This window comes from Arenimonas sp. (assembly GCF_022842045.1).
Taxonomy (GTDB): domain Bacteria; phylum Pseudomonadota; class Gammaproteobacteria; order Xanthomonadales; family Xanthomonadaceae; genus Arenimonas.
This window is the reverse complement of record NZ_JALHQI010000001.1, coordinates 118,237-133,883: the sequence shown is the minus strand read 5'-3', so window position 1 is coordinate 133,883 and position 15,647 is coordinate 118,237. Positions and strand designations below refer to the sequence as shown.

The 15,647-nt window shown below is 70.9% G+C and carries 15 protein-coding genes and 4 tRNA genes; 17 read left to right on the top strand and 2 right to left on the bottom strand.

All coding sequences use genetic code 11. The annotated features are described in order from the left end of the window. Positions 1 to 73 precede the first annotated feature (73 nt). From Q0C12_RS00630 to Q0C12_RS00555, 16 genes are all read left to right on the top strand, one after another. The gene (locus Q0C12_RS00630) at positions 74 to 2,389 is read left to right on the top strand and encodes a DNA internalization-related competence protein ComEC/Rec2 (RefSeq protein ID WP_290884729.1); all 2,316 of its coding nucleotides are present in this window, start codon (positions 74 to 76) and stop codon (positions 2,387 to 2,389) included. A 3-nt stretch (positions 2,390 to 2,392) separates the two neighbouring features. After that, a complete protein-coding gene (locus Q0C12_RS00625; protein WP_290884726.1) occupies positions 2,393 to 3,043 on the top strand; it encodes a MotA/TolQ/ExbB proton channel family protein in 651 nt (216 codons plus the stop codon). Beyond that, positions 3,040 to 3,462: a biopolymer transporter ExbD gene (locus Q0C12_RS00620; RefSeq protein ID WP_034211316.1), complete on the top strand. Its 423-nt coding sequence runs from the start codon at positions 3,040 to 3,042 to the stop codon at positions 3,460 to 3,462. Before Q0C12_RS00625 ends, Q0C12_RS00620 begins: the two co-directional genes overlap by 4 nt. After that, positions 3,459 to 5,216 carry a lipid A export permease/ATP-binding protein MsbA gene (gene msbA, locus Q0C12_RS00615; protein ID WP_290884722.1) on the top strand — a complete coding sequence of 586 codons (1,758 nt, stop codon included), beginning with the start codon at positions 3,459 to 3,461 and terminating at the stop codon, positions 5,214 to 5,216. Before Q0C12_RS00620 ends, msbA begins: the two co-directional genes overlap by 4 nt. Beyond that, positions 5,213 to 6,211, top strand: a complete 999-nt coding sequence (lpxK, locus tag Q0C12_RS00610; RefSeq protein WP_290884719.1) for a tetraacyldisaccharide 4'-kinase — start codon at positions 5,213 to 5,215, stop codon at positions 6,209 to 6,211. The genes msbA and lpxK overlap by 4 nt, the downstream gene beginning before the upstream one ends. After that, positions 6,198 to 6,971: a 3-deoxy-manno-octulosonate cytidylyltransferase gene (kdsB, locus tag Q0C12_RS00605; RefSeq protein ID WP_290884716.1), complete on the top strand. Its 774-nt coding sequence runs from the start codon at positions 6,198 to 6,200 to the stop codon at positions 6,969 to 6,971. The genes lpxK and kdsB overlap by 14 nt, the downstream gene beginning before the upstream one ends. Positions 6,972 to 6,988: 17 nt before the next feature. After that, on the top strand, positions 6,989 to 7,453 hold the full coding sequence (locus Q0C12_RS00600; protein WP_290884713.1) for a low molecular weight protein-tyrosine-phosphatase: 465 nt from the start codon (positions 6,989 to 6,991) through the stop codon (positions 7,451 to 7,453). Between the two features lie 28 nt (positions 7,454 to 7,481). Beyond that, complete coding sequence (locus Q0C12_RS00595; RefSeq protein WP_290884709.1) at positions 7,482 to 8,906, top strand: hypothetical protein; 1,425 nt, start codon at positions 7,482 to 7,484, stop codon at positions 8,904 to 8,906. After that, positions 8,903 to 10,771, top strand: coding sequence for an excinuclease ABC subunit UvrC (uvrC, locus tag Q0C12_RS00590; protein ID WP_290884706.1), 1,869 nt, complete (start codon positions 8,903 to 8,905; stop codon positions 10,769 to 10,771). The genes Q0C12_RS00595 and uvrC overlap by 4 nt, the downstream gene beginning before the upstream one ends. A 10-nt stretch (positions 10,772 to 10,781) precedes the next feature. After that, entirely contained in the window at positions 10,782 to 11,342 is a 561-nt protein-coding gene (gene pgsA / locus Q0C12_RS00585) for a CDP-diacylglycerol--glycerol-3-phosphate 3-phosphatidyltransferase (protein ID WP_290884703.1), read from the top strand. Between the two features lie 54 nt (positions 11,343 to 11,396). Beyond that, positions 11,397 to 11,472: transfer RNA gene (locus tag Q0C12_RS00580), tRNA-Gly, on the top strand. A gap of 90 nt (positions 11,473 to 11,562) precedes the next feature. Further along, positions 11,563 to 11,636 (top strand) — tRNA-Cys (locus tag Q0C12_RS00575). Between the two features lie 80 nt (positions 11,637 to 11,716). After that, a tRNA-Leu gene (locus Q0C12_RS00570) sits at positions 11,717 to 11,803 on the top strand. 24 nt (positions 11,804 to 11,827) lie between these two features. Beyond that, positions 11,828 to 12,130 carry a hypothetical protein gene (locus Q0C12_RS00565; protein ID WP_290884700.1) on the top strand — a complete coding sequence of 101 codons (303 nt, stop codon included), beginning with the start codon at positions 11,828 to 11,830 and terminating at the stop codon, positions 12,128 to 12,130. Positions 12,131 to 12,143: 13 nt separating this feature from the next. After that, complete coding sequence (locus tag Q0C12_RS00560) at positions 12,144 to 13,772, top strand: FMN-binding glutamate synthase family protein (protein ID WP_290884696.1); 1,629 nt, start codon at positions 12,144 to 12,146, stop codon at positions 13,770 to 13,772. 53 nt (positions 13,773 to 13,825) lie between these two features. Next, a tRNA-Val gene (locus Q0C12_RS00555) sits at positions 13,826 to 13,900 on the top strand. 47 nt (positions 13,901 to 13,947) lie between these two features. On the opposite strand, the gene Q0C12_RS00550 is transcribed toward Q0C12_RS00555, so the two are convergent. Next, positions 13,948 to 14,805, bottom strand: a complete 858-nt coding sequence (locus Q0C12_RS00550; protein WP_290884693.1) for a hypothetical protein — start codon at positions 14,803 to 14,805, stop codon at positions 13,948 to 13,950. 136 nt (positions 14,806 to 14,941) lie between these two features. On the opposite strand from Q0C12_RS00550, the gene Q0C12_RS00545 reads away from it, so the two are divergent. Next, positions 14,942 to 15,250 carry a hypothetical protein gene (locus tag Q0C12_RS00545; protein ID WP_290884690.1) on the top strand — a complete coding sequence of 103 codons (309 nt, stop codon included), beginning with the start codon at positions 14,942 to 14,944 and terminating at the stop codon, positions 15,248 to 15,250. A gap of 97 nt (positions 15,251 to 15,347) precedes the next feature. On the opposite strand, the gene Q0C12_RS00540 is transcribed toward Q0C12_RS00545, so the two are convergent. Continuing rightward, positions 15,348 to 15,641 (bottom strand): DUF1244 domain-containing protein, encoded by a 294-nt coding sequence (locus Q0C12_RS00540; protein WP_290884687.1) that lies wholly within the window; start codon positions 15,639 to 15,641, stop codon positions 15,348 to 15,350. Between the last annotated feature and the right edge of the window lie 6 nt (positions 15,642 to 15,647).

Below are 15,647 nucleotides of genomic sequence, written 5' to 3'. Positions count from 1 at the left end.
GCCCCGCGCGCCGCCAGTTCCCTGCGAGGAACCGTCCCGCATCGACGCCGCGCCGTCGCGCTGCGGACCGGCGGTGGCCGCCTGCCTGCTCGCAGGCGTCCTGCTGGTGCAGCGCTTCCCCGGACTGCCGGGCAACGCGGCGTCGGTCGCCGTGCTTGGCCTTGGACTCTGGACCTGGTGGCGGCCGGGTCCATCGCGCCTGTTCGGTGCCTTGCTCATCGGCCTGGCGCTGGCCTGCCTGCAGGGGCGGGCCACGCTGGAGGCGCAATGGCCGGCGACGCGCTCGGGCGAGGACGCGGTCGTCGTTGGACAGGTGCGCGGGCTGCCCGTATCGGCGTCCGACGCCGTGCGCTTCGAGTTCGAGGTCGAAGCTGGTCCCGCGGGACTCGCGGCCGGCAGCAAGCTTCGCCTCGGCTGGTTCGTGCGCCCGGGCCAGGCGCTGCCGGTCATCGAACCCGGCAGCCGCTGGCAACTGCCGGTGCGGCTGCGTGCGCCGCGCGGCCTGCTCAATCCCGGCGGCTTCGACTTCGAGCGGCGCGCCATCGAGCAACGCATCGCCGCCACCGGCTACGTCGTCGACGCCGGGGCCGCCCGGCAGCTCGGTCCCGGCGGTGGCCTCGACCGGTTGCGCGCCGGGCTGTCGGAGCGCATCGCCACCGCAGTGCCCGGACCCGCGGCGCGGTTCGTCGCGGCGTTGGCGCTCGGCGATACGCGCGGGCTCGACGACCACGACTGGCAGGTGCTGCGCGCCACCGGTCTCACCCACCTGATCGCGATCTCGGGATTCCATGTCGGCCTCGTGGCCGGCTTCGGCGCGGGACTGGGCCGCCTGCTTTACGCGATGTTCCCCGCGCTGGGGCGCCGGTGGCCACGCCCGCAAGGCAGCGCGTTCGTCGCCCTGCTGCTGGCGGGCGCCTACACCGCGCTCGCCGGGTTCGCACTGCCCACCGTGCGCACGCTGCTGATGATCGCCGCGGTGGTGCTGGCCCGCCTGGCGCGCCGGCCGCAAACCCTGGCGCAGTCGCTGGCATTGGCCGCAGTCGGCGTGCTGGTGGCGGATCCGGCCAGCGTGCTCGCGCCGGGTTTCTGGCTCAGCTTCCTCGGGGTCGCCTGGCTGGCCTGGTGCCTGCCGTTTCGTCCGGGCGAAGGGTGGCTGCGGCCCTTCCTCGCGTCGCAGGTGGTGGCGATGCTGGGGCTGCTGCCGCTGAGCGTGTGGTTCTTCAGCCAGGCCTCGCTGCCGGGCCCGCTGGTGAACCTGGTCGGCATACCGTGGATCAGCCTGGTCGTGGTGCCGCTGGCCTTGCTCGGCCTCGCTTTCGAACCGCTGCTGCCGGCGGCCGCCGACCTGTGCTGGCAGTTGGCCGCGGACCTGATGCAGTGGCTTTGGCACGCGCTGGAGTGGGTTTCGCGCTGGCCGCCGGCCCTGGCCTGGCTGCCCGAACCGGGGTTGGCCGCCACGGCGCTCGCCTTGCTGGGCGCGTTCTGGCTGCTGCTGCCGCGAACGGTCCCCGGCAAGCCGCTGGCCGCGCTCGTGCTGCTGCCGCTGCTCTGGCCCGCGCTGGACAAGCCCGCCCCGGGCGAGGTCGACCTGCACCTGCTCGACGTCGGCCAAGGCCTGGCGCTGCTGGTGCGCACGCGCCACCACGCACTGCTCTACGACGCCGGCCCGGCGCCGCCGCATGGCCTTGACCTGGGCGAAGCCGCGGTGGTGCCCGCGCTGCGGGCCCTGGGCGTTTCGCAACTCGACCGCCTGGTGCTCAGCCACGGGGACAACGACCACGCCGGCGGCGCCCCCGCGGTCCGGCGCGCCTACGCGCCGCCCGTGGTGATGGCGCCCGAAGGCTGGGCCGGCGCCGGCATGCAGGCCTGTGTGGCCGGGCAACGGTGGCGATGGGATGGCGTGGATTTCGAAGTGCTGCATCCGACGCCGCACTTTCCCTACCTGCGCAACGACAGCTCCTGCGTGCTGCGCATCAGCGCCGGCGGCCACCACGCGCTGCTGGCTGGCGACATCGGCCGCCACGTCGAAGCGCGCCTGGCCAAGCTGCCGCCTGCGCGGATCCGCGCCGACGTGCTGCTGGTGCCGCACCATGGCAGCGACACGTCCTCGAGCCTCGACTTCCTCGCCGCCGTTCGGCCGGGCACCGGCTTGCTGGCGGTGGGCGAGGGCAACCGCTTCGGCCTGCCCAAGCCGCTCGTGCTGGCCCGCTACGCCCGCTATGGCGTGGCGCTGCACGACAGCGCCGGCAGCGGTGCGATCGCGCTGCGGCTGGGCGAGGGCGGGGTGCAGCTTCGTGAACGCCGGCGCCAGGACCGCCCGCGCTACTGGCGCCATGCCGGTCCCGTCGGGGCAGGCTATGCTATCGCCAGGCAAGAACCCGAAAGGTGAGGCGTGCTGGAACTGATCAAAGCGGGCGGCTGGGTGATGCTGCCGATCATCCTCCTGGCGGTGCTGGCCCTGGCCATCATCCTGGAGCGATTCTGGAGCCTGCGTCGCAAGGAAGTGCTGCCGCCCGGCCTGGGCGAGGAAGTGCGCGACTGGGCCCGGGGCCGGGCGCTGGATCCCAAGCACATCGACGTGCTGCGCAAGAATTCCCCGCTGGGCGAGCTGCTGGCCGCCGGCCTCGACGTCCGCCACCGCCCGCGCGAACTGATCAAGGAGCGCATCGAGGACGTCGGCCGCCACGTCGCCCACCGCATGGAGCGCTTCCTCAACACGCTCGGCACCATCGCCGCCGTCACGCCGCTGCTGGGCCTGCTGGGCACCGTGTTCGGCATGATCGAGATGTTCCTGGACATCCTCACCGCCGGCGTGGGCGATGCCAACCGCCTCGCCGGCGGCATCGGCCAGGCCCTGATCAGCACCGCGGCGGGCCTGTGCGTGGCGATCCCGGCCGTGATGTTCCACCGCTACCTGCGCGGTCGCGTCACCGGCTACGTGGTGGACATGGAGAAGCAGGCCACCGCGCTGCTCGACGCGCTCGACGAGGGCTCGGCGCCGCCGCCGGCGAAGGCCCCGCGCGCGAAGCGGAGCGAAGCATGAGGCTGAGCACCGGCCGGGTTCCGGACGAGCCGGAGATCAACCTGGTCTCCCTGATCGACGTCGTCTTCTGCCTGATCATCTTCCTGGTGGTCACCACCACCTTCGACCAGCGCTCGGCGTTGAAGCTGGTGTTGCCGCAGTCGCAGGCGAACTCCGAGATCGACCCGGGCGAGCCGCTGACGATCCTGGTGGACGCCGAGGGGCGCTTCTTCATCGGCAACGACGAGGTGCTCAAGCGTGACGTCGGTTCGCTGCGCGAAGCCATCACCCGCGTCGCCGGCGAGGACCGCGAGCGGCCGGTGGTGCTGCGCGCCGACGCCCGCACACCGCACCAGTCGGTGGTGACGGCGATGGACGCGCTGGGCCAGGCCGGCTTCCGCAAGATCTCGATCGCCACCACCCCCGAGGCCACGCCTTGAGCCAGCCCGAGACCTCGGCCTGGGCCGTCTACCGCCGCCTGCTGGGGCGGGCGAAAAAGTATTCGTTCTTCCTGGGCGCCGCCGGCGTCGGCATGGTGCTGGAGGCGGCCGCGGCCTCGGCCTTCACCTGGCTGATGGAGCCCATGATCAACGGCACCTTCGTCGATCGCGACCCCGGGGTGCGCTGGACGCTGCCGCTGGTCATCATCGGCCTGTTCGTGCTGCGCGGCCTGGCCACGTTCTGCACCGACTACGGCATGGCCCGCGCCGGCCGCAGCGTGGTGCGCGACCTGCGCGCCGAGGTGCTCGAGAAGTACCTGCGCCTGCCCAGTTCGCGCTTCGACGCCGAGCCGGTGCCCTCGATGGTCTCGCGCCTGAACTACGACACCGAGCAGGTGACCCAGGCCAGCTCCGACGCCATCAAGGTCATCCTCACCGACAGCCTCACCATCATCGGCCTGCTGGGCGTGATGTTCTGGTACAGCCCGCGGGTGACCCTGGTGATGCTGGTGGTGGCGCCGCTGATCGCCGCCATCTCCGGCGTGGTCGGCCGCCGGTACCGGCAGATCAACCGCGGCATCCAGGACGGCGTCGCCAACATGGCGCAGTCGGCCGAACAGGCGCTGTCGGCCCAGCAGGAAGTGAAGGTCTACGGCGCGCAGGCGTCGGAGCTGGCGCGCTACACCGCGCTGATCAACCGCAACCTGGGCCTGAGCATCAAGGTCGAGTCCACCCGCGCGGCGGCCTCCTCGGTGGTGCAGGTGCTGGCCGCCACCGCGTTGGCGGTGATCCTGCTGGTGGCCGGCAGCGAAGCCGCCAAGGGCCGGATGGACGCCGGCAGCTTCGTCGCCATGCTCACGGCGATGATGGCGATGCTGCCTTCGCTAAAGCGCATCACCAACGTGCAGAGCCTCGTGCAGCGCGGCGTGGCCGCCGCCGACCGCCTGTTCGCCATCCTCGATGAACCCGACGAACCCGACCGCGGCACGATGCCGCTGCTGCACGCCCGCGGCGAGATCGAGTTCCGCGACGTGTCGGTCAGCTACCCGGGCCAGGAGGCGCCGGCGCTGTCGGGCATCTCCTTCCGCGCACGGCCGGGCACGGTCACGGCGATCGTGGGCCGGTCGGGCAGCGGAAAGTCCACCCTGATCCGCCTGCTGCCGCGCTTCTACGAACCCACGGCCGGCGCCGTGCTGGTGGACGGCGTGCCGGTCGAACAGTACCGCCTGGTCGACCTGCGCCGACAGATCGCCGTCGTCGGCCAGCGGGTGATGCTGTTCGACGACAGCATCGCCGCCAACATCGCCTACGGCCAGGCCGCGGGCGGTGATCCGGCCAGGATCCGCGCGGCCGCCGAGGCCGCCAACGCCGCCGAGTTCATCGACCGCCTGCCGGGCGGCATGGACGCGCGCATCGGCGAGAACGGCGGCCTGCTCTCGGGAGGCCAGCGCCAGCGCCTCGCCATCGCCCGCGCCATCCTCAAGGACGCGCCGATCCTGATCCTGGACGAAGCGACCGCCGCGCTCGACACCGAGTCCGAGCGGCTGGTGCAGGATGCGCTCAACCGCCTGATCCCCGAGCACACCACGCTGGTGATCGCGCACCGCCTGTCCACCGTCGAGCATGCCGACCAGGTCCTGGTGCTCGACGCCGGCAAGCTGGTGGAGCAGGGCACCCACGCCGAACTGCTGGCGCGCGGCGGCCTGTACGCCCACCTGCACCGCATGCAGTTCCGCGAGACGGAGGCCGGGTGAAGGCCGCGCTGGCGGACTGGCTGCTGCGGCGCTGGTACGGCGGCGTGGCGCCGGGCCCCGGCCTGCGTGCGCTGGCGCTGCTGTACGGGAGCCTCGTGTCGCTGCGTGCCTGGCTTTACCGGCGCGGCTGGAAGCGCGTGCACCGGCTGCCGGTGCCGGTGATCGTGGTGGGCAACCTGGTGGCCGGCGGCAGCGGCAAGACGCCGCTCACCATCGCGTTGGCGCGCGGCCTGGCCGAGCGCGGCTGGCGTCCCGGCATCGTCAGCCGCGGCTACGGCCGCCGCTCGCGCGCCCCGGTGCGCGTCACGCCGGGCATGGCCGCTTCCGAATGCGGCGACGAACCACTGCTGATCGCGCGCCAGACCGGGCTGCCGGTATTCGTGGACCGCGACCGCGTGGCCGCGGCCAAGCGCCTGCTGGCCGAGGGCTGCAACCTGGTGATCGCCGACGACGGCCTGCAGCACCTTCGCCTTGGCCGCGACATCGAGATCGAGGTCGTGGACGGCGAACGCCGGCACGGCAATGGCCGCCTCATTCCCGCCGGGCCGCTGCGCGAACCCGCCGGTCGTCGCGTCGACCATCGCATCGCCAACGGCGGCCAGGCCGCACCCGGCGAATGGCCGATGCAGCTGGCGCTGGGCGAGGCGGTTCCGCTGGCCGGCGGCGCATCGCGCCCGCTGGCCGAATTCGCCGCTCAGCCGGTGCACGCCATCGCCGGCATCGGCCACCCGGCGCGCTTCTTCGACGCGCTGCGCGCCGAAGGGCTCGCGCCGGTCGAACACCCGTTCCCGGACCACCACGGTTTCAGCGCGGCCGAGCTGGCCTTCGAGCCACCGGCCCCGCGCCTGATGACCGAGAAGGATGCGGTGAAGTGCGCCGCCTTCGACCTGCCGGATGCTTGGGCCGTGCCGGTCCGCGCCGCGCTCCCCGATGCCTTGTTCACCACCCTGCAGCAGCGCTTGGCCGATTGGAGCCCGCCCCATGACCCCGCCTGATTTCATCGTCGCCATCCCGGCCCGCTTCGGCGCCAGTCGCCTGCCAGGCAAGCCGCTGCGCCTGATCGCTGGCGTGCCGATGGTCGTGCACGTGGCCCGTCGGGCACTCGCCGCCGGCGCCCGCGAGGTGGTCGTCGCCACCGATGACGCCCGTGTCGCCGACGCCCTGGCCGGCGAGCCGCTGCGGGTGTGCATGACCCGCGCCGACCACGCCTCCGGCACCGATCGCCTCGCCGAGTGCGCCGACCAGCTCGGCTGGGCCGACGACCAGATCGTGGTGAACCTGCAGGGCGACGAGCCCTTCGCGCCGCCCGAGGGCATCCGCGCCGTGGCCGAGACCCTGGCCGCATCCACCGTCGAGATGGCCACGCTCGGCACGCCGGTCGAAGACAGCGACACGCTGTTCGACTCCAATGCGGTGAAGCTGGTGCGGGATGCGAATGGCCTCGCGATGTACTTCAGTCGCGCGCCGATTCCCTGGCAGCGCGACCAGTTTGCACGTGATCGCCTGGGCGCCGATCCGTCCGCGGCACTGCGGCATATCGGCATCTACGCCTACCGCGCCGGCTTCCTGCGCCGCTTCGCCGCGCTGCCGCCGGGCCGGCTGGAACAGCTCGAGGCGCTGGAACAGCTGCGTGTGCTCGAGGCCGGCCACCGCATCGCGGTCGGCCTGGCCCCGGTTCCGTTCCCGCCGGGCGTGGATACCGAGGCCGACCTGGCCCGGGCCGAGCGTCGCGCCCTTTCCAATAATTTAGATTAGATAGTTAACCTATCCTATTGAATATATTGTTTGTTTGCATGGGGAATATTTGCCGCTCGCCGCTGCTGGAAGGCTGGGCGCGCCACGTCCTGGCGACGGCCGGGCAGGGGCATCGCGTTCGCCTCGATTCCGCCGGTACCGGCGGCTGGCACGCGGGTGAACCACCGGACCCGCGCGCCATCGCGGCCGCCGCCCGCCATGGCATCGACATCCGGGGGCAGCGGGCCCGCGCCGTGCAGCCCGGGGATTTCCACGCCTTCGACCTGATCCTTGCCGCCGACCGCGACAACCTGCGCTGGCTGCACCAGCACGCCCCTGCCGACAACCGCGCTGAACTCCACCTGGCCCTGGCCTGGTGCGGGGTAGCGGATGAAGACGTGCCCGATCCTTACTACGGCAATGCCGCAGGCTTCGACGCCACCTGCCACCTCGCGCGCGCCGCCGCGCAAGGCCTGCTGCGCAAACTCGCGCCGCAGGCATAATGCCGCGACCCCCGGACGGAAGCCCCCCATGTCGCAGGCCCAGCAAGCCGCTCCCGAACTGTCGCCGAGCCTGCAGTGGCTCAACGCCGACCGCCAGTCGGTCGCCGCGCAGCAGGGACACGTGCTGGCGCTGGTGTTCTGGAACGCCGCTTCGGCGTACTGCCACAACCTGCTCGACGAGCTGATGCGCCTGCAGGCGCGCTACCCGGTGGCGCTGTCGGTGCTGGGCATCCACCAGCCCAAGTTCGACTCCGAGCTTGATGGCCGGCTGGTGCTCAAGGCCGCCAATCGCCTTGGCCTGACCTTCCCGGTAGCCAACGACCGCGCTTGGAGCGCGTGGCAGCACTACGGCATCCAGTCCTGGCCGTCGGTGGCGCTGGTGGATACCCGCGGCCGCCTGCGCCAGGTGCTGGCCGGCGACCACCAGGGCCCGGCGCTGGACGCCGCCATCGCCGGCCTGATCGATGAAGTGGGTGGCGCCGTGCGCCCGGTCGAACCGCCGCGCCGCACGGGTGGCGAATCGCGGCTGCCGCTGGCCTTTCCGGCCGGCCTGGCCGTGGGCGAAAACCATCTTTACGTCGCCGATACCAGCCACCACCGCATCCTCGAGTGCACGCACTCGGGGCGGGTGCTGCGCGAGTTCGGCACCGGGCACGGCGACTACCTCGACGGTCCGGCCGACATCGCCGCGTTCCGGAATCCGCGCGGCATGTGCCTCGTCCGCGAATCGCTTTACGTCGCCGACGCCGGCAACCACGCCCTGCGCCGCATCCGCCTGCTCGACGGCGCGGTTGAGACCGTGCTCGGCAACGGCCGCCCCGGCCCGGTGCGCGAAGGCCAGCAGGTCGGCGACGCCACGCTGTCATTGAACCAGCCGTGCGACGTCACCGGCACCCTGGACCGCCTGTACCTGGCCATGGCCGGCAGCAACCAGGTCTGGGAATACGACCTGGCCCAGGCCCGCCTGCGCCTGCTGGCCGGCACCGGCGAGCTGGGCATCGTCGATGGCCCGGTGCGCAGCGCGATGTTCGCGCACCCGACCGGGCTGGCCCTGGTGCAGCAGACGCTGTACGTCGCCGATTCGGCCACCTCCGCCATCCGCGCCATCCAGGTCGCGCAGGGCCAGGTGCAGACGCTGGTCGGGCAGGGGCTGTATGAATTCGGCGAGCACGACGGCCAGCGCCGCGAGGCCCGCATGCAGCTGCCGATGGCGCTGGCGCTTGATCCGGGCTCGCCGGTGCTGTGGGTCGCCGACAGCTACAACGGCAGCCTGCGCAGGCTGCGCCTGGGCGGGGGCGACATGAGCACGCACGACCTGCCGCAGCCGCTGGACCAGCCGGCCGCGCTCGCCGCCGGCGCCGGTTCGCTGTGGATCGCCAACACCGGCGCACACGAAGTGCTGCGCTTCGACCTGGCCAGCGGCAAGCTCGGCCGCCTGCCGATCGGCGAATGACCGCCGAGGCGAAACCGCCCGCCGGCGAGGCGCCGGCCCCGTTCGACGGCAAGGCCTTCGTCCGCGACCTGACCCCCGCGCCCGGCGTCTATCGCATGTACGGCGCGGACGGGCAGGTGCTCTACATCGGCAAGGCGCTGTCGCTGAAGAAGCGCGTCGGCAGCTATTTCCTCAAGGAGTTGCCGTCGCGGCGGATCGCGCTGATGGTGGCGCAGATCGCCCGCATCGAAGTGACGGTGACGCGCACCGAGAGCGAGGCGCTGATCCTCGAGAACCAGCTGATCAAGTCGCTGCGCCCGCGCTACAACGTGCTGCTGCGCGACGACAAGAGTTACCCGCACATCCTGCTCACCGACGAGACCTGGCCGAAGCTGGGCTACCACCGCGGGCCGCGGGCGATGGCGGGCCGCTACTTCGGGCCTTATCCGAGCTCGGGTGCGGTGCGCGAGACGCTGGACCTGATGTTCAAGCTGTTCAAGCTGCGCAGCTGCGAGGACAGCGTGTTCCGCAACCGCAGCCGGCCCTGCCTGCAGCACCAGATCGGCCGCTGCAGCGCGCCCTGCGTCGGCCTGGTGCCCACCCGCGAGTACGACGCCACCGTGCGCCGCGCCGTGCTGTTCCTGGAGGGCCGCAGCAGCGAGCTGGTGGACGAACTGGGCAGGGCGATGGACGAGGCCAGCCAGCGGCTCGAGTTCGAGCAGGCCGCGGTGCTGCGCGACCAGATCGCCGGCATCCGCAAGATCCAGGCCCGCCAGTACGTCGAGGGCGAGCAGGTCGAGATGGACGTACTGGCGCTGGCGATGGAGCAGGGCGCGGCCTGCGTGCTGCTGATGGCCTTCCGCAACGGCCTGAACCAGGGCACGCGCAGCTTCTTCCCGCGGCCCAATGGCGCCGAGAGCCCGGAGGAAGTGCTGGGTGCGTTCGTGGCGCAGTACTACCTGGAACAGCGGCCGCCGCGCGAGATCGTGCTCAGCCACGCCATCGCCGACGAGGCGCTGCTGCAGGAGGTCTTCAGTGCGCAGGCCGGGCGCAAGGTCGAGCTGAAGTCGTCGGTGCGCGGCGAACGTGCGCGCTACCTCGAGATTGCCCGACAGAACGCGGCCCTGGCCCTGGCCACCGAGGCCGCCAGCAGCGCCAGCCAACGCGCGCGGCTGCTGTCGCTGCAGGAGCTGCTTGGCCTGGGCGAGCCGCCCACGCGCATCGAATGCTTCGACATCAGCCACACGATGGGCGAGGCCACCGTGGCCTCGTGCGTGGTGTTCGACGGCGAAGGGCCGGTGCGCGGGCAGTACCGGCGCTACAACATCACCGGCATCGAGCCCGGCGACGACTACGCGGCCATGCACCAGGCGCTGGAGCGCCGGTTCCGTCGCGGCGTGGAAGAGGGGGTGCTGCCCGACCTGCTGCTGATCGACGGTGGCGCCGGCCAGTTGGCCCAGGCCCGCGCGGTGCTGGACGAACTGGGCGTGCAGGGCGTGGCCATGGTCGGGGTGGCCAAGGGCGAGGCGCGCCGCGCCGGCCACGAGGCGCTGGTGCTGCCCGACGGCCGCGAGCTGCGTCCGGGCGCGGCGTCGCCGGGCCTGCAGTTGGTGCAGCAGGTTCGCGACGAGGCCCACCGCTTCGCCATCACTGGCCACCGCGGCAAGCGCCAGAAAACACGCGAGACCAGCCGGCTCGAGGACATCCCCGGCATCGGCCCGCGCCGGCGCGCCAGCCTGCTCAAGCACTTCGGCGGCCTGGCCGGTCTCAAGGCCGCGGGCGCCGAGGAAATCGCCCGCGTCGAGGGCGTCAACGACGCGCTGGCCCAGCGCATCTACGCCGCCCTGCACGGTCTTGAGGCACAATCGCCCCGGAACGAAGCCTGAGCAGGACACCGTGACCCTCACCATCCCCACCATGCTGACGCTGATGCGGATCCTGCTGATCCCGGTGATGGTGGTCGTGTTCTACCTGCCGTACGGCTGGACCAACCTCGCGGTCGCCGGCATCTTCATCTTCGGCGCGCTCACCGACTGGCTCGACGGCTGGATCGCCCGGCGCTACGGCATGTACTCGGCCTTCGGCGCCTTCCTCGACCCCGTGGCCGACAAACTGACGGTGGCCTTCGCGCTGCTGCTGGTCGTGGAGCGGCACGACACCCCGTGGATGGCCCTGCTCAGCGCCGTGATCATCGGCCGCGAGATCACCATCTCGGCCCTGCGCGAGTGGATGGCGCAGGTAGGCGCGCACGGCCTGGTCAAGGTCGCGGCGCTGGGCAAGCTCAAGACCATCGTGCAGATGGTGGCCATCAGCTGCCTGCTGTTCCAGGAAGACCTGCTGGGCCTGCCGGTGTTCCGGATCGGCGAGTGGCTGCTGGCGATCGCGGCGGCCCTGACCCTGTGGTCGGGCTTCGACTACCTGCACGCGGCCTGGCCGACCATGCGGAAGAAGGGCTGAATTGAAAAAGGGTGTTGACACCCTCCGGGCCTTCCCCCAAAATGCGCGTCTCTTGCGGGAATAGCTCAGTTGGTAGAGCACGACCTTGCCAAGGTCGGGGTCGCGAGTTCGAGTCTCGTTTCCCGCTCCAGTTCCAGACAAAACCCCGCCCGCCGGGGTTTTGTTTTTTAAGGCGGTGGCAACCGCCGTCGGACGCGCTAAGCTTCCGGCAACGCTATCCGGCCGGGTGGCAGAGTGGTTATGCAGCGGACTGCAAATCCGCGTACGCCGGTTCAATTCCGACCTCGGCCTCCAGTGTTCAAAGCCCCGCTCTGGCGGGGCTTTTTTTTGCCCGCGCTGGCGACGCACGCCCGCATGCGGCACCATCGCGAGACGCCCGGGTGGCGAAACTGGTAGACGCATGGGACTTAAAATCCCCCGGCCGCGAGGCCATGTGGGTTCGACCCCCACCCCGGGCACCACGCACGCAGGGGAGTAGCGCGGCGATGTCGATGTGGCTGATGGGGTTGCTGTATTTCGCGGTGGACCTGGCGGCGGTGCTGCTTCTGGCGGCGTGCTGGCAGCGAACGCGCATCCTTGGGTTCGCCATCGTGGCCGCCAGCTTCGTCGCCGGCATCCTCGCGCGCTGGACGGTGCCGTGGGTCTACCGGGCCGTGGACATGGGCGACGGCGACATGGCCTGGGCGGCGAGCCTCGTCGTGCAGTCGGTCTACCTGGTGATCGCGGGCATCGCCGTCGTTGGTTTCTGGGACGTCTACCGCGTGCTCAAGTCACGCCCCACCGCCTGAACCGGAGCTGCCCATGCTGCCTTCCCGCTATTGGCCGTTCGCTGCCTGCCTGCTCCTGACGATCGCCTTCGGCTATGCGGTGACGCTGACGCCGATCGCAGGCTGGGGGCTGGCCATCTTCGGTGGGCTTTCACTGCTGGGAACCTGGGACCTGCTGCAGCGCAAGCAGGCCCTGCGGCGCAATTTCCCGGTCACGGCGCACTTTCGCTACGGGCTGGAATCGATCGGGCCGGAGATTCGGCAGTACTTCATCGAGTCGGACACGGTCGAGCTTCCCTTCTCGCGGCAGCAGCGCGCCATCATTTACCAGCGGGCGAAGGACGTGCTGGACAAGCGGCCGTTCGGCACCCAGCGCGATGTCTACGGCGACAAGTACGAGTGGATGAACCACTCGCTGCAGCCCACGCGCATCGACTCGCACGACTTCCGCATCACCATCGGCGAGGGCCGCGCGCAGCCGTATTCGGCCAGCGTGTTCAACATCTCGGCGATGAGCTTCGGCTCGCTGTCGGCCAACGCGATCCGTGCGCTGAACCAGGGCGCGAAGCTCGGTGGCTTCTACCATGACACCGGCGAAGGCTCGATATCGCGCTACCACCGCGAGCACGGCGGCGACCTGGTGTGGGAGATCGGCTCCGGCTACTTCGGCTGCCGCAACGCAGAAGGCGGCTTCGACGAGGAGAAGTTCCGCATCAATGCCTGCGACCCGCAGGTGAAGATGATCGAGCTCAAGCTCAGCCAGGGCGCCAAGCCGGGGCAGGGCGGCATCCTGCCGGCGGCCAAGGTCAGCGCCGAAATCGCCGCGGCGCGCGGCGTGCCGCAAGGCGTGGAGTGCCATTCGCCGGCGGCGCATTCGGCGTTCTCGACGCCGGTCGAACTGCTGCAGTTCATCGACCGGCTGCGCACGCTCTCGGGCGGCAAGCCCACCGGCTTCAAGCTGGCCATAGGCCACCCGTGGGAGTGGTTCGCGATCGCCAAGGCAATGAAGCAGACCGGCATCCTGCCCGATTTCATCGTGGTGGACGGCGGCGAGGGCGGCACCGGGGCGGCGCCGCTGGAGTTCACCGACCACGTGGGTGCGCCGATGCGCGAGGCGCTGCTGCTGGTGCACAACACCCTGGTCGGCCTCGACCTGCGCTCGAAGATCAGGATCGGCGCGGCCGGCAAGATCGTCACCGCCTTCGACATCGCCCGCACGCTGGCGCTGGGCGCGGACTGGGTGAACGCGGCGCGCGGCTTCATGTTCGCGCTGGGCTGCATCCAATCGCAGAGCTGCCACACCGACCGCTGCCCGACCGGCATCGCCACCCAGGACCCGAACCGGCAGGCGGCGCTGGACCCGGACGGCAAGGCGGTTCGCGTGGCCAATTTCCACCGCAACACGCTGGCGGCGCTGAAGGAGCTGCTGGCCGCCGCCGGCCTGCGCCACCCGCTGGAGATCGGGCCGGAGCACATCATCCGCCGGGTCTCGTCCACCGAGGTGCGCGCGCTGGCGAAGCTGCACCACTTCGTGCCGCCGGGGCAGCTGCTCGAGGCCGTGCCCGAGCACCCGGTGTTCCAGGTGTTCTGGGACCAGGCCCGGGCGGAATCCTTCTCACCCCCCGCCAAGGCCTCGGAAATGCAGGCCAGCAAGCAGCAGTGAGCCGCGTTCTTGACCGCCCGGGGGCGGGACACGTAAGATTCGCGCTCTCTTCCGGGCGGTTAGCTCAGCGGTAGAGCATCGCTTTCACACGGCGAGGGTCACAGGTTCAAGCCCTGTACCGCCCACCAGTTTCAGGGAAATGGCCACCTCCGGGTGGCCATTTTTTTGCGCCGGATTATTCGAGCTGGGCCTTGGCGAACTCGGCGTCGAGCTTTTCCATCGCGTCCTTGGGCTTGAGCTTGCCGGCCTTTTCGTACGCAGTGGCGGCGGCGTCTTCCTTCTTGTCGCCGTGCAGGAGCAGCAGCAGGTTGCCGTGCTCGAAGTGGGCGATGGGGGAGTCGGGCGTCAGTTTGAGCGCCGTGGCCAGGTGCTTCTCGGCCTCGCTGGCCTTGGCGCCGTAGGTCATGCCGCCGACCAGGGCGCCGATCTTGCTGATGATCTCGGCGTGGTAGAGGCCCAGCGCGGTGTGCGCCTCGGCGTGCTTGGGCGCGAGCTCGAGCGTCGCTTCAAGCGCTTTCCTGACCTTCGTGGCCAGGCCCATCTTCAGGGCCTTGGCGATCGAGATGCCCTGGCTGTAGCGGCCCATTGCGTGGGCATAGCGGTAGTGGCTGTTGGCCTCGTCCGGCAGCGCCGCCACCGCGGCCTCGGCCAGCTTCCCGGCCTGCTCGTAGCGCGCGAGCTGCTCGTCCTCGTCCTCGACCAGGTGCGTCGCGTGGATGGCCAGCGCCTTGCAGGCGACAGAGGCGCCGACCGGGCCGAGGGCCGAGCCCGCTTCGAACGCCTGCTGGAAATCACCGCGGTGGAAGGCGCGCCACGCGTCCTGCAGCGCTTCGGACAGCGCGGCGGCGTCCAGCCCCTTCGGCGCGGCCTTGCCGGCCGCCTTGATCAGGGCGGCGGCACGCTTGTCGTCGGGGAAGGGCTCGCAGTCCCCGGCATGCAGCGACGGCCAGGCCTTTTTCAGCTTGTCGCCGGCCTGGTCAAAGGCCTTGGCCTCGTGCGGGAACTTGGCCCAGGTCGATTTCTTCGCAGCCATGGCGGGTCTCCGTGCAGGGGAGGCCAGCATGTCGCGGGGCCCGGCGGGCCGCAAGCGCGGCTAGTGTGATTGCTCGGGTGCGGCGGAACAGACTCAAGGGCGAACGGCCATCCCGGCCATCGCCACGAGGTGTCCCATGACCCGCTCGACCCCGACCCGCCGTCGCAGCTCCGCCCGCAAGACCCCGATCAGCCCGCGTGCCGTCATCCTGGCCGGCATCGGTGCGGTCTCGCTGGGCCGCAAGCAGGCCCAGGCCAAGCTCGGCCAGGCCGAAACCATTGCCTGCCAGGCCCGCGCCCAGGCCGAGACCTTCGTACGCCAGGCCCGTGCCCAGGTCGAAACCGCGCTGGCGCCGGTGCTGGTGAAGCTGGGCGTAAAGCGTGCCCCGGCCAAGCGCAAGGCCCGCGCCAAGCGCGCCCCGACCCGGTCGCGCAAGCGCGCCTGATCCGAGATCTCTCTCCCGTCAGTGGGATTTACCGCCCCGGTCGATTGGCCGGGGCGTTTTTTTTGGTAGGGACTTTAGTCCCTCCCACAGGGTGTCATCAGGGATGCGCGCGGCGGGCGGCTTCGAAGGCGGCGAGCTGTTCGGGCGTGGCCTCGGGCTGGTACTTCGCCTTCCACTCGGGGAAGGGCATGCCGTAGATGGCCTCGCGGGCGGCGTCCTTGCCGATCGGAGTGCCGGCGGCCGCGGCGGCTTCCTCGTACCAGTTCGACAGGCAGTTGCGGCAAAAGCCCGCGAGGATCATCAGGTCGATGTTCTGCACGTCGGTGCGCTGCCGAAGGTGGGCGACCAGCCGGCGGAACGCGGCGGCCTCGAAAGCGGTGGTGTCGGTCATTTTCCG